The organism is Streptomyces sp. SID12501, from assembly GCF_010550245.1.
Taxonomy (GTDB): Bacteria; Actinomycetota; Actinomycetes; order Streptomycetales; family Streptomycetaceae; genus Streptomyces.
The window spans coordinates 155,045-167,164 of sequence record NZ_JAAGLU010000020.1; the positions used below are offsets into that span (position 1 = coordinate 155,045).

Genomic DNA, 12,120 nt, shown 5'->3' on the forward strand with positions numbered 1-12,120 from the left:
GTTTATTTGTGACACAAAATGAGGCTAGGGCGAGATCGGCGATAGGGGCAAGAGTGACGCTCAGGGCGAGACGCCCGAGACCGCCCCGGGAACCACCGCGTTCCGTGTGCCCGAGAAGATGACGCCGGGGTCGGTCGGGGCGTGGTTGAGGACCCACAGGCCGATGAGTACGGCGAGGGTGAAGACGACGGTGATCAGCACCGCGAGGACGAGTCGGCGGCGTCGCTCCCGTCGCAGCCAGTCGCCGCGCGCCGTGCGGTAGGCGTCGGGGGAGGCGGCGGCGCTCACCCCGCCGGCCAGTGTTTCCAGGGCGGCGCGCAACTGCCGTTCTGTTCGGTCCTGTTCTGTGAGATCCGGCTCCGTGACGTCCTGTTCCGTGAAGTTCTCGTCGGCCCGGTCCGGGCTGGTGTCGTTCATCGCCGTGTCTCCATCGCCTTGGTGAGAGCGGCGATGCCGCGTGCGGTGTGCGTCTTGACCGATCCGCAGGAGATCCCCATCGCGGCGGCGATCTCGCTCTCCTTGAGGCCCAGCCAGTGCCGCAGGACGAGCGCCTCGCGTTGCCGGGCGGGCAACTGCTGGAGGGCGCCGATCAGTACGCGCTGGTCGTCGTGGAGCAGAGCGGTGCTCTCGGCGGAGGCGACCGCGTCGTCCGGCAGGGGCGGGTTCTCCACATGCCTGCGGGCCACCTGGAGGTGGCGGATGCGCATCCGGGTCAGATTGCACACCGTGGAGCGCAGATAGGCCTCCGCCGCCCCGGTCTCCCGCAGCCGCCGCCACTTCCGGTAGAGCTGGTAATAGGCCTCGGCCACCACGTTCTCCGGGTCGTCCGCGCCGAGCAGGACGGCCAGCCGCAGCATCGAGGCGTAGTGCACCTCGAAGAGGCCGGCGAGGGCGGCCTCCCGTTCGGCCTCGGCCGGATCGCTCGCCACGGGGGCGAGGATCTCGCTCGGGGCGGCGGGCCGTGGATGTGGCGGCGCGGTGACGGCCGGTTCGGCCAGGGCCGCGGCCAACGGTGGCATCACCGGCAGGGGTGTGTGCTGTCTGCGTCTCACGGGGTGTTCGCTCCCGTCTCGGGGCGCCGCCTGACGGTCAGGCAGGACGGCAGGTCGGTCGCGTCGGCGCCGCGCGGGACGCCGAGACGTTCGAGGACGGCGGTGCCGAGCACGGCGACGGCCAGGTTGAGCAGAAGGGCGGCCAGCCCCGCGTAGATCTGCAGGGGCTGGTCGGCGGGACCGAACGGCACGATGGACGAGAAGCCCTCCCGCACGACCATGAACGTTCCGGCCATCATGCCGGTGGCCCACCCGGCGAGCAGTGCGCGCGGATGCAGCCGACCGGTGAAGAGCCCGACGGCGACGGCCGGGAAGATCTGCAGAATCCAGACACCGCCGAGCAGTTGGAGATTGACGGCGTCCTGGTCGCGCAGCCCGAACACGAACGCGACGGCCCCCACCTTCGCGGTCAGCGACACCGCCTTGGCGATGCGCACCTGCCGCTTCGGCGTGGCCGTCGGATGCACGTACTCGACGTACACATTGCGTACGAAGCTGGTGGCCGCCGCGATCGACATCACCGCGGCCGGGACCAGCGCGCCCACGGTGATCGCGCCGAACACCAGGCCCGCCAGCGGCCCCGGCATCAACCGGTCGACCAGCATCGGCACCGCCGCCTCGGCACCGCCCTCCGGTGCCCGTACCCCCGCCGCCAGGGCCGCGATGCCGAGGAAGCCGAAGAGCGCCAGCAACCCCGTCCACGCGGGCAGCGCCACGGTGACCTTGCGGACGGTGCGCGTGCCGTCGGCCGCGAAACTGGCGGTGAGCACATGCGGATACATCAGCAGCGCCAGCGCGGAGCCCAGGGCGAGCGTGGCGTACGCCGGCTGCTGCGCGGGGGACAGGATCAGCGGCGAGTGGGCGGTGTCCGTTCCGCCGAGGCGGAGCGCCGCCCCGTCGAAGACGGGCCCGGGCCCGCCGAACCGGTCGAGGACCAGCCAGCAGACCACGCCGAGCGAGACGAAGACGGCCACCGCCTTGAGCGCCGAGATGACGGCCGGTGCGCGTAGCCCGTGCCGGTAGGTCGCCACCGCGAGCCCCGCGAACAGCGCCACCATCACCAGGTCCCCGGCAGCGCCTCGCGGATAGAGACCTCCGGCGGTCAACACGGCACGTATGCCCAGGAGTTGGAGCGCCAGATACGGCATCGTCGCGAGGATCCCGGTCAGCGCGACCACCAGCGCCAGCGGCGGCGAGCCGTACCGGCCGCGCACGAAGTCGGCGGCGGTGATGTACCCGTGCCGCCGGGCCACCGCCCACAGCCGGGTCAGCAGGACGAACGCGAGCGGGCAGACGATCACCGTGTACGGCACCGCGAAGAAGGCGGGCGCCCCGTTGCCGTACGCCAGTCCGGGCACGGCGGTGAAGGTGTACGCGGTGAAGATCGTGCCGCCGAGCAGCAGCCAGGTCCACACCGGGCCGAGGCTCCGGTCGGCCAGTGCCCAGCCCTCCAGCGATGGCAGCCGGTCGCTGGGGCGCAGACGGCGCGCGGTCACGGCGAGCAGCGACGCCCCGCCGATCACGGCGAGGAACGTCGCGGTCATGGCGCTGTCCGCCATGGGTCACCGTCCTTGGTGTGCCTGAAGCCCTCGCCGGAGAGTTGCGCGGAGGGCCGGTTCGGAGGACAGGGAACCGGCGGGAAATCTGACGGAAATTCGATGTCAACCGTTTCCGTCGGGTGGGCAACTCTTGCACAGACCCACAACGAGCGGGAAGGGAGCGCAGACCATGGCACGGACCGGACACCGGCGGCTACGGTACGTCGCCGTCGCCGTGCTGCTCCTCGCGCCCGCGGCCGGGCTGCTGTGGGTCCCCTGGTACGCCGGTGAGAGCCCGTATCTCGCCGGGACGCCGTTCTTCTACTGGTACCAGCTCGCCTGGGTACCGGGGAGCGGGGTCTGCCTGCTCGCCGCATACGCGCTGACCGGGAAAGAAGGCCGCGACCCCTGACCGGGTCGGCCGGCCACCCACGCCACCCTCGCTGAACAGCGCACGCCCGTCGCATCCCAGCAATCACCCATCACCGTCAGGTGAGGAGCCGCCATGCCCGCATCAGCCATGCCCGAATCCGCCCTACCGGCGCCGAAGGGCCCGCCGTCCACGCCCTCCGGTCCCTCCCGGATGACGCCACGCTCGATCCTGCTGTGGGCCGCTGTCGCGCTGGTCGGCGCGGTCGGCTGGGGAGTCCTCGCGCTGGCCCGGGGCGAGGAGATCTCCGCGGTCTGGCTGGTGATGGCCGCCCTCGGCTCGTACGCCATCGCCTACCGCTTCTACTCCCGCTTCATCGTCCGGCGCGTCCTGAAGCCGGACGACCGCCGGGCCACACCCGCCGAACGCCTCGATGACGGCGTCGACTTCCAGCCGACCGACCGCCGCGTGCTCCTCGGCCACCACTTCGCCGCCATCGCGGGCGCCGGGCCACTGGTGGGGCCGGTCCTCGCGGCCCAGATGGGGTATCTGCCCGGCACCCTGTGGATCGTCGCCGGAGTGATCTTCGCCGGGGCGGTGCAGGACATGGTGGTGCTGTTCCTGTCCATGCGGCGGGACGGCAAGTCGCTCGGGCAGATGGCCCGGGACGAGATCGGACGGGCGGGCGGCGCGGCGGCCCTGATCGCCGTCTTCGCCATCATGATCATCCTGCTCGGGGTGCTCGCCCTGGTCGTGGTCAACGCGCTCGCCCACTCCCCGTGGGGCACCTTCTCCGTCGCCATGACCATCCCCATCGCCCTGTTCATGGGCTTCTGGATGCATGTCATCCGCCCCGGCCGGGTCGTCGAGACCAGCCTCATCGGGGTCGCGCTGCTGCTGCTCGCGATCGTCGGCGGCAGCTGGATCCAGAACTCCTCGCTCGCCGACACCTTCACCCTCAGCCCGACGACCCTGGTCTTCTGCCTGGTCGGATACGGCTTCGTCGCCTCCGTCCTCCCGGTGTGGATGCTGCTCGCGCCCCGCGACTACCTCTCCACCTTCATGAAGATCGGCACCATCGCGCTGCTCGCCGTCGGGGTCGTCGTGGCCGCGCCCGTCATGCGGGCCGACGCGGTGAGCGACTTCGCCTCCTCGGGCACCGGCCCGGTCTTCGCCGGTTCGCTCTTCCCGTTCCTCTTCATCACCATCGCCTGCGGCGCCCTCTCGGGATTCCACGCACTGGTCGCCTCCGGGACCACTCCGAAGCTGATCCAGAAGGAGTCCCAGGTCAGGATGATCGGCTACGGCGCCATGCTGATGGAGTCGTTCGTCGCGATCATGGCCCTGATCGCCGCGGCCACCCTCGAACCCGGCCTGTACTACGCCATGAACGCCCCCGCCGGACTGCTCGGCACCACCGCCGAATCCGCCTCCCACGCGGTGGCGGGACTCGGGTTCACCATCACTCCCGACCAGTTGACGCAGGCGGCGAAGGCCGTGGAGGAGCAGACGCTGATCGCCCGCTCCGGCGGCGCGCCGACCCTCGCCGTCGGCATGTCGGAGATCTTCTCCGGGATCTTCGGCGGGGCGGCCCTGAAAGCCTTCTGGTACCACTTCGCGATCATGTTCGAGGCACTGTTCATCCTCACGACGGTCGACGCGGGCACCCGGGTCGGACGCTTCATGCTCCAGGACATGCTCGGCAACGTCTGGAAGCCCATCGGCCGGGTCAACTGGAAGCCCGGCATCTGGCTGTGCAGCGGACTCGTCGTGGCCGCCTGGGGCTACTTCCTCCACTCCGGCGCCACCGACCCGCTGGGCGGAATCAACCAGCTCTTTCCGCTCTTCGGCATCGCCAACCAGCTGCTCGCGGCCATCGCCCTCACCGTCTGCACGACGGTGCTGATCAAGTCCGGCCGACTGCGCTGGGCCTGGGTCACCGGCGTTCCGCTCGCCTGGGTGGTCGCGATCACCTTCACCGCCGGCTGGCAGAAGATCTTCTCCGACGACCCCCGGGTCGGCTTCTTCGCCCAGCGCGCCAAGTACTCCGACGGCATCGACGCCGGTCAGGTCCTGCCTCCTGCCAAGACCCTCGACGACATGCACACCGTGGTCACCAACTCCACGGTCGACGGCGTCCTGATCGCCGTGTTCCTGCTCCTCGTCGTGGTGGTCATCGCCAACGCGGCCGTGGTGTGCGTACGAGCCGTACGCTCGCCCGTCCCGTTCCCGACGACCGAGTCGCCGTACGTCGAGTCCCGCATCGACGTGCGGGAGGACGCCGCCGAGCCGCTGGTGGGGGCCCGCTCATGAGAGCAGGCAGCGGGGCGCGGGCCGTGTTCCGGTACGTGCGCTGGTATCTGCGCGAGCTGACCGGAGAGGCCGAGTACGACCGATTCCGCGAACGCCACCTCGGCCACCACCCGCACGCCCCGGTACCGACCCGGCGCGAGTACGAGGTACTGCGCACCCGGCACCGGGAGACCCACCCGCAGAGCCGCTGTTGCTGACACCCGGCACGCAGCTTCCGGGACCGGGGACCGGGTGAAGATCGGCCGAGAAGCATCGGGGCGGGGTCCGGAAACGGGCTCCGCCCCGTACGTTTCCCACTGGACGCTGCTGCCCGACCTGTCCGACACGCCAACTCCGTGCATCGGGAGCTCCCTTGGACGCCCAAGACACCTCAAGCACCCCGGACGACACCCGGACCGGCCCGCTCTCCCGCCGTAGATTCCTCCAGGCCACCGCCACAGGCACCGCGCTCGCCAACGCCGGTACGCCGGTCGCGACCGCCGCGCCACGTGCGGCGACCAGTCTCACCTTCACCGCCGCCACGGGTGGCTCCGCGACCCTCGCCCCCTCCGGTGACCGGCTGGTCGCCGAGGTCCAGAACGTGCTGTGGTCCGTGCCGCGTGGCGGCGGAACCGCCGTCGCGCTGACCTCGCCCGGGCTCGAACCCACGCGCCCGCAGTTCTCGCCCGACGGCAGCCGTCTCGTCGTGTGCGCCTACCGAGGCGGGGGCTTCCACCTCTGGACGCTGCGGCCCGACGGCAGCGGGCTGCGGCAGCTCACCGAGGGGCCGTGGGACGACCGGGGGCCGGCCTGGTCGCCGGACGGCAACCGGATCGCGTTCGCCTCCGAGCGCGGGGGCGACACCGTGACCGGAGCCCCGTACCGCGTGTGGGTCGTGGACGTGCGCACCGGCGCGCTGACCCGGCTCACCGGGCGCCCCGGACAGCAGGGCCCCGGGCAGGACACCGCCTGGGAGGACTTCGATCCCACGTGGTCACCCGACGGCGAGCGGGTGCTGTTCGTGCGCGGGACCGTCCCCGCACCGGGCACCCTCCGCGCGGCCACCGTGGCGTCGGTGGCCGCCGACGGCTCGGGCCCGGTCACCACGGAGCACACCGACGGCTCCGGCGCCCAGCTCATGACCCCCGCCGTCTCGCCCGCCGGACGCCTCGCCTACCTCCGCACCACGGCCGCACCGGCCGCCTCCTGCACCCTCGTCGTGGACGGTACGACGATCGCCGTCGAGGGCGACCTTCTCCCGGCGCCGCCTCGCTGGGCGGACGGCGAACGGCTGTTGCTGAACATCGACGGCCACTTCCGCCTGCTCGACCCGGCCGCGCCGGACGACAGCGAGGAGATCCCGTTCACGGCCACGCTGCCCGTGCAGCGGCCCGACCACCGCGTCAAGACGTACGACTTCGAGGGCACCGCCACCCGTCCCGTCCGCGCCCTCCACCTGCCCGCACTCTCCCCGGACGGCCGCTCCGTTGCCTTCGCCGCGCTCAACGCGCTGTGGACCGCGGGCACCAAGGGCGGCCGTCCGCCCCGCAGGATTCTCCAAGTCCCCACCACACGCTATGTGTTGGCGCCGACCTGGACGCCCGACGGTACAGCGCTGGTATACGCCGACGACCGCGACGGCCTGTTCACCGTACGGCGCCGCGACCTCGCCTCCGGCGCGGAGACCGTGCTCGCCGGAGGCGGCCGGGTCTTCCCCGCCCTCTCGCCCGACGGGACACGGCTGGCCTGCCTGGACATGTCGGGCAACCTCGTGGTGCGCGACCTGCCCGACGGCGCCGAACGGGTCCTCGCCGCAGCGCTCGGCGCCGGTGGCCTGCCCGGCCGGCCCAGTTGGTCGCCGGACGGCCGGTACGTCGCCCTGTGCGACCGGAACCGCGTCAACCAGCGCTTCCGCGAGGGCTACAACCTCATCCGGGTCGTCGACACCACCACCGGCACCGCCGCCCTGCACGCTGTCGCCCCGCACACCTCGATCGCCGACCGCTACGCCTGTGGCCCCGTCTGGTCCCCGGACGGCCGCTGGATGGCGGTCGTCGTCGAGTCGGCCCTGTGGCTGCTGCCGGTCCGCGCCGACGGCACCCCCGACGGGGAGCCCCGCAGGCTCACCACCGAACCGGCCGACCATCCGTCCTGGTCCGCCGATGCCTGTACCCTCCTCTACCTCTCGGCGGGCACCCTGCGCCTGATCGACATCGCCGACGGCGGCACTCGTACCGTCCGCGTCCCGCTCGACTACCGCAGGCCCCGACCGGCCGACACGGTCGTGCACGCGGGCCGCTTCTGGGACGGCACCGGGCCGGACGTCCGCGAGGACATCGACGTCGTCGTCCGGGGCGGGCGGATCGCGGAGGTCGCGCCGCACCTGGCCGGCCGCCCGGCCGTGCGCCGGATCGACGCGAGCGAACGCACCGTGATCCCGGGCCTGTGGGATGCGCACACCCACCCCTGGCAGTCCACGTACGGCGGCCGTCAGACCGCGCTGCAGATCGCGTACGGCATCACGACAGCCGTCTCCCTCGGCGGCTTCGCGTACGAGCAGGCCCGCATCCGGGAGGCGGTCGCCGCAGGCGCACTCGCCGGACCCCGGCTGCTGTCCACCGGCGAACTGCTCGACGGGGACCGAGTCGCCTACAGCATGGCCCGCGCCCACCGCACCCCCGAGGGCCTGCGCCGCTCACTGGCACGTGCGGAGGCGCTGGAGTGGGACTTCGTGAAGACGTACGTACGAGCCCCCGGCTGGGTGATGAAGGAGGCCGCCGACTTCGCCCACGAACGGCTCGGTGTACGCAGCGGCAGCCATCTGTGCAGCCCCGGCGTGCAGTTGGGCCAGGATCTGACGACCCATCTGCAGGCCACGCAGCGACTGGAGTTCGGGCACGCGACGACGGCCACGGGGCGTGCCTACCAGGACGTGGAGGAGATCTACACCCGTACCGACTTCCACCTCGTCGCCACCCCGTTCACGGCGTTTCCGCTGCTCGGCGCCGACCCCGCGCTCGCGGACGACCCGCGGGTCACCACACTCATGCCGCCGTGGGACACCGCGCTCGTCCGGCAACAGGCGGGGCTGCCACCCGCCGAGGCCCAACTTGCGACTCTGGACCGGGAGTTGGACGTCTACCGGCGGATCCTCGCGGCGGGCGGCCTGGTCGCGCTCGGTACGGACCAGCCGCTCGTCCCGGTGGGCCTGCACCTGCACCTGTCCATGCGCGCACTGCACCGCGCCGGACTGTCACCGGCGGAGGCGCTGCGCACCGCCACCCTGCTGCCCGCACGGGTCTTCGGCGCCGACGCGGACCTCGGCACGCTGGAAGAAGGCAAGCTCGCCGACCTGACGGTCGTGGACGGCGACCCGTTCACCGACTTCGCCACCCTGATCCGCACCGTGGCGGTCCTGCGCGGCGGCATCCCCTTCGAGCAGGCGGACCTGGTCGACGCCTTCGAGCCGAGCTCCGCACGGGGCCTCGACCCACGGCAGTCGGCCTCGGCCGAGGACTGGCTGGAGGTCAGCCGCCAGATGCGACGCGAGGGCTGCTGCTCACCGTAGGAGCCGGTCGGCTGGGTAGTCTCCGGGCATGCGGATCTCCGTTTCCTCGGACATGGACGAACCCGTGGCTCGCGCGCTCCTCGGGCAACTGCGCGACCGCGGCCACGAAGTGGTGCCGTACGGGGCGCTGAGCCCCGGCGACGATCCGCAGTGGGCCGCCTGCTCCGAGGCGGCGGCCCGCGAGGTCGCCGCCGGGAGGGCCGACCAGGCCGTCGTGTGCTGCTGGACCGGTACAGGCGCGTCCATCGCCGCGAACAAGGTGCCAGGTGTGCGCGCGGCCCTGTGCACGGACGCCTACACGGCGGACGGCGCGCGCCGCTGGAACGACGCCAACGTGCTCGCGCTCAGCCTGCGTCTGACGTCGGAGCCGCTGCTCAAGGAGATCCTCGACGCCTGGTTCGCCGCCGAGGCGAGCGGGGACGCCGAGGACCGGGAGAACGTGGCCCGTGTCGCACGGCTCGACAACGCCAGAAGTGCCGGGTGAATCAAGGGAGTTGAGCGCTTCGGCACCGGGCACCGGGCGCCGGTCCGCCGCTCAGACCGTGATCACCCTGAGTCCGGCCTCCTCGAACCGACCCACCGTCTCCTCGTCCGCCGCCGTGTCCGTGACCAGAGTGTCCACGGCTTCCGCCGCGCAGATCCGGGCGAACGCCCGGCGCCCCAGCTTGGTGGAGTCGGCGGCGACCACCACGCGCTCGGCGCGCTCGCACAGCAGCCGGTTGATCGCGGCCTCCGCCTCGTCGTTCGCCGCCGCGCCGTGCGTGACATCGAAGCCGACCACACCCAGCACGGCCAGGTCGATCGTGATCTGGCCCAACACACCGTCGGCGAGCGGCCCGACCAGTTCGTACGACTGCGCGCGTGCGACCCCGCCCGTCACCACGATCTTGAACTGGGGCCGTACGGCAAGCTCGCCTGCGATGTTCAGCGCGTTCGTGACGATCGTCAGCGCGGGCGAACCAGCGGTCAGATCGCTGCGTACGGCCAACGCGCGCGCCACCTCCGTCGTGGTCGTGCCACCCGTCAGGCCCACCGCCTCACCGGGGGTGATCAGGCCCGCGACCGCTCTCGCGATGCGCTGTTTCTCGGAGGCGCGGCGAGCGGTCTTGTAGCGCAGCGGCAGTTCGTAGGACACGCCGTGCACGACCGCGCCGCCCCTGGTGCGCACGAGCATCTGCTGCTCGGCGAGCTGGTCGAAGTCGCGGCGGATCGTCGCGGCCGACACCCCGAGCTCGGCCGCCGCCTCCTCGACCTCCAGCCGGTCCTGCTCGACCAGCAGCTCCAGCAGGGTCTTCCAGCGGGCGTCCCGGGACATCCGGACTCTCCGTTCCTCGATCCTCGGCGATCTTCGGCGACCCTAGCGCACCGAAAGTTCACACCACTCCTTCAGTCGTATGCTTGATTTTGCTCGAAAGCTAGCTATATCTTGCAGAAATGAGCATCGCATTGACTCGCTGGTGGAGGGGCAGGGCATGACCCATGTAGAGGACGAGCTGAACAGCCAGCCCGAGTGCTGGACCCGCGCCGCCACGGAGGCGGCCGGGCACGCCGGCGCGCTGCCGGTGGCGGGGGAGCGGGTCGCGATCGTGGGCTGCGGCACCTCGTACTTCATGGCGCAGGCCGCCGCGGCCCTGCGGGAAGGGGCGGGCCAGGGCGAGACAGACGCCTTCTCCGCCTCCGAGTTCCCCTACGGCCGCCTCTACGACCGGGTCGTCGCCCTCACCCGGTCCGGCACCACCACCGAGGTGCTCGAACTGCTCGGGCGACTGCGGGGCGGCGCGCCCGGGGGTGCGCGGACGCGGACGACCGCCATAACCGCCGACCCCCGAACTCCCGTGAGGAAGGCCGCCGATGACCTCGTCGTGCTCGGCTACGCGGACGAACGGTCCGTCGTGCAGACGCGGTTCGCCACCACCGCCCTCACCCTTCTCCGCGCCCACCTCGGACTGCACGACGAGGCCGTGGTCGACGCCTGCCGTACGGCGCTGGCGACCCCGCTGCCCGAAGGACTCGTCGAGTGCGCGCAGTTCACCTTCCTCGGCCGGGGCTGGACGGTGGGGCTCGCCAACGAGGCCGGGCTGAAGATGCGAGAGGCGTCCCTGTCCTGGACCGAGGCGTACCCGGCGATGGAGTACCGGCACGGTCCCATCAGTGTCACCACCCGGGGTACGGCGACCTGGATGTTCGGCGAGGCACCGGAAGGGCTGGCCGAACAGGTGCGGGCCACGGGGGCGTTGTGGGTGGCCGGGACTCTCGATCCGCTCGCCGAACTCGTGCGCGCGCAGCGACTCGCGGTCGCGGTGGCGGCGGCGCGGGGCCTCGATCCGGACCGCCCGCGTCACCTCACCCGCTCGGTGATCCTCACACCCTGAGGCCCCGTCAACATCCCCGTCTCACGCAGTTGTTGACCGAAAGGAGTGACAGGTGCCGATCGTCACCACCGGCGAGCTCATCACCCGGGCCGCCACCGCGCGCTCGGCGGTCGCCGCGTTCAACATCATCACCCTGGAGCATGTCGAGGCCGTCATCGCCGGTGCCGAGAAGGCGGGTTCACCCGTCGTCCTCCAAGTCAGCGAGAACGCCGTCAGATTCCGCTACGGACGGCTCCTCCCGCTGGCTCGCGCCGCCGTCTCGGCCGCCGAACGCGCCGCCGTTCCCGTCGCGTTGCACCTCGACCACGTACAGAGCGACGACCTGCTGCGGCAGGCACCCGGCGCCGGATTCAGCTCCGTGATGTACGACGCGGCCCGACTGCCCTACGCCGAGAACCTCGCCGCGACCCGGGCAGCCGCCGACTGGGCACATGCACAAGGGCTTTGGATCGAGGCCGAGTTGGGACAGGTCGGCGGCAAGGACGGACGGGCCCCGCTGGACGCGCACGAACCCGGTGCCCGTACCGACCCCGCCGAGGCGCGTGCCTTCGTCGCCGAGTCGGGAGTGGACGCCCTGGCCGTGGCGGTCGGCAGCTCGCACGCCATGACCACCCGTACGGCAGCACTCGACCAGGACCTCCTGAAACAGCTGTCCGCCACCCTGGACGTCCCTCTCGTCCTGCACGGCTCGTCCGGGGTACCGGACGACCAGCTCGTGGCCGCCGTCGCGGCAGGCATCACCAAGGTCAACGTCGGTACGGCCCTCAACATCGCCATGACCGGCGCCATCCGGGAGTTCCTCGACGCCCACCCCGAGGCGGTCGACTCGCGCAGGTACCTCAGCGTGGGCCGGGAGGCGATGGCGCGGGCGGTGACCCAGATCATCGGCGTCCTGAGCTGACAGCGACGGGTGCTGGTAGTTTTTCAC

Annotated in this window: 11 protein-coding genes; 7 read left to right on the top strand and 4 right to left on the bottom strand. The window is 71.7% G+C overall.

All coding sequences use genetic code 11. From position 1 onward, the window contains the following. Nucleotides 1–60 precede the first annotated feature (60 nt). The 3 genes from G3I71_RS24480 to G3I71_RS24490 are packed head-to-tail and all read right to left on the bottom strand — an operon-like array spanning nucleotide 61 to nucleotide 2,611. Nucleotides 61–417: a hypothetical protein gene (locus G3I71_RS24480; RefSeq protein WP_239149327.1), complete on the bottom strand. Its 357-nt coding sequence runs from the start codon at nucleotides 415–417 to the stop codon at nucleotides 61–63. Next, nucleotides 414–1,052, bottom strand: a complete 639-nt coding sequence (locus G3I71_RS24485) for a SigE family RNA polymerase sigma factor (protein ID WP_343243063.1) — start codon at nucleotides 1,050–1,052, stop codon at nucleotides 414–416. Before G3I71_RS24485 ends, G3I71_RS24480 begins: the two co-directional genes overlap by 4 nt. After that, nucleotides 1,049–2,611, bottom strand: a complete 1,563-nt coding sequence (locus tag G3I71_RS24490) for a sodium:solute symporter (protein WP_164317263.1) — start codon at nucleotides 2,609–2,611, stop codon at nucleotides 1,049–1,051. Before G3I71_RS24490 ends, G3I71_RS24485 begins: the two co-directional genes overlap by 4 nt. A 169-nt stretch (nucleotides 2,612–2,780) precedes the next feature. Here G3I71_RS24490 and G3I71_RS24495 point away from each other — a divergent pair, with 169 nt between their 5' ends. The 5 genes from G3I71_RS24495 (at nucleotide 2,781) to G3I71_RS24515 (ending at nucleotide 9,304) form a co-directional block, all read left to right on the top strand. Continuing rightward, nucleotides 2,781–3,002: a DUF3311 domain-containing protein gene (locus G3I71_RS24495; protein WP_164317265.1), complete on the top strand. Its 222-nt coding sequence runs from the start codon at nucleotides 2,781–2,783 to the stop codon at nucleotides 3,000–3,002. A gap of 93 nt (nucleotides 3,003–3,095) precedes the next feature. Beyond that, a complete protein-coding gene (locus tag G3I71_RS24500; RefSeq protein WP_164317267.1) occupies nucleotides 3,096–5,273 on the top strand; it encodes a carbon starvation CstA family protein in 2,178 nt (725 codons plus the stop codon). After that, nucleotides 5,270–5,470: a YbdD/YjiX family protein gene (locus G3I71_RS24505; protein WP_164317269.1), complete on the top strand. Its 201-nt coding sequence runs from the start codon at nucleotides 5,270–5,272 to the stop codon at nucleotides 5,468–5,470. Before G3I71_RS24500 ends, G3I71_RS24505 begins: the two co-directional genes overlap by 4 nt. A 155-nt stretch (nucleotides 5,471–5,625) precedes the next feature. After that, entirely contained in the window at nucleotides 5,626–8,820 is a 3,195-nt protein-coding gene (locus tag G3I71_RS24510) for an amidohydrolase family protein (protein ID WP_164317271.1), read from the top strand. Nucleotides 8,821–8,848: 28 nt separating this feature from the next. Beyond that, nucleotides 8,849–9,304, top strand: coding sequence for an RpiB/LacA/LacB family sugar-phosphate isomerase (locus tag G3I71_RS24515; RefSeq protein ID WP_164317273.1), 456 nt, complete (start codon nucleotides 8,849–8,851; stop codon nucleotides 9,302–9,304). 51 nt (nucleotides 9,305–9,355) lie between these two features. Here G3I71_RS24515 and G3I71_RS24520 read toward each other — a convergent pair whose 3' ends face one another. Continuing rightward, nucleotides 9,356–10,135: a DeoR/GlpR family DNA-binding transcription regulator gene (locus G3I71_RS24520; protein ID WP_164317275.1), complete on the bottom strand. Its 780-nt coding sequence runs from the start codon at nucleotides 10,133–10,135 to the stop codon at nucleotides 9,356–9,358. A gap of 157 nt (nucleotides 10,136–10,292) precedes the next feature. Here G3I71_RS24520 and G3I71_RS24525 point away from each other — a divergent pair, with 157 nt between their 5' ends. Together G3I71_RS24525 and G3I71_RS24530 are read left to right on the top strand one after the other, a co-directional pair. Further along, nucleotides 10,293–11,192, top strand: a complete 900-nt coding sequence (locus tag G3I71_RS24525; RefSeq protein ID WP_164317277.1) for an SIS domain-containing protein — start codon at nucleotides 10,293–10,295, stop codon at nucleotides 11,190–11,192. 52 nt (nucleotides 11,193–11,244) lie between these two features. Next, nucleotides 11,245–12,093, top strand: a complete 849-nt coding sequence (locus G3I71_RS24530; protein WP_164317279.1) for a class II fructose-bisphosphate aldolase — start codon at nucleotides 11,245–11,247, stop codon at nucleotides 12,091–12,093. Nucleotides 12,094–12,120 lie beyond the last annotated feature (27 nt).

Bases quoted from the DNA above. Each gene is read 5' to 3' on its own strand.
- G3I71_RS24515 (WP_164317273.1), top strand. From the start codon at position 8,849: ATGCGGATCTCCGTTTCCTCGGACATGGACGAACCCGTGGCTCGCGCG.
- G3I71_RS24490 (WP_164317263.1), bottom strand. From the start codon at position 2,611: ATGGCGGACAGCGCCATGACCGCGACGTTCCTCGCCGTGATCGGCGGG.
- G3I71_RS24520 (WP_164317275.1), bottom strand. From the start codon at position 10,135: ATGTCCCGGGACGCCCGCTGGAAGACCCTGCTGGAGCTGCTGGTCGAG.
- G3I71_RS24500 (WP_164317267.1), top strand. From the start codon at position 3,096: ATGCCCGCATCAGCCATGCCCGAATCCGCCCTACCGGCGCCGAAGGGC.
- G3I71_RS24525 (WP_164317277.1), top strand. From the start codon at position 10,293: ATGACCCATGTAGAGGACGAGCTGAACAGCCAGCCCGAGTGCTGGACC.
- G3I71_RS24495 (WP_164317265.1), top strand. From the start codon at position 2,781: ATGGCACGGACCGGACACCGGCGGCTACGGTACGTCGCCGTCGCCGTG.
- G3I71_RS24480 (WP_239149327.1), bottom strand. From the start codon at position 417: ATGAACGACACCAGCCCGGACCGGGCCGACGAGAACTTCACGGAACAG.
- G3I71_RS24505 (WP_164317269.1), top strand. From the start codon at position 5,270: ATGAGAGCAGGCAGCGGGGCGCGGGCCGTGTTCCGGTACGTGCGCTGG.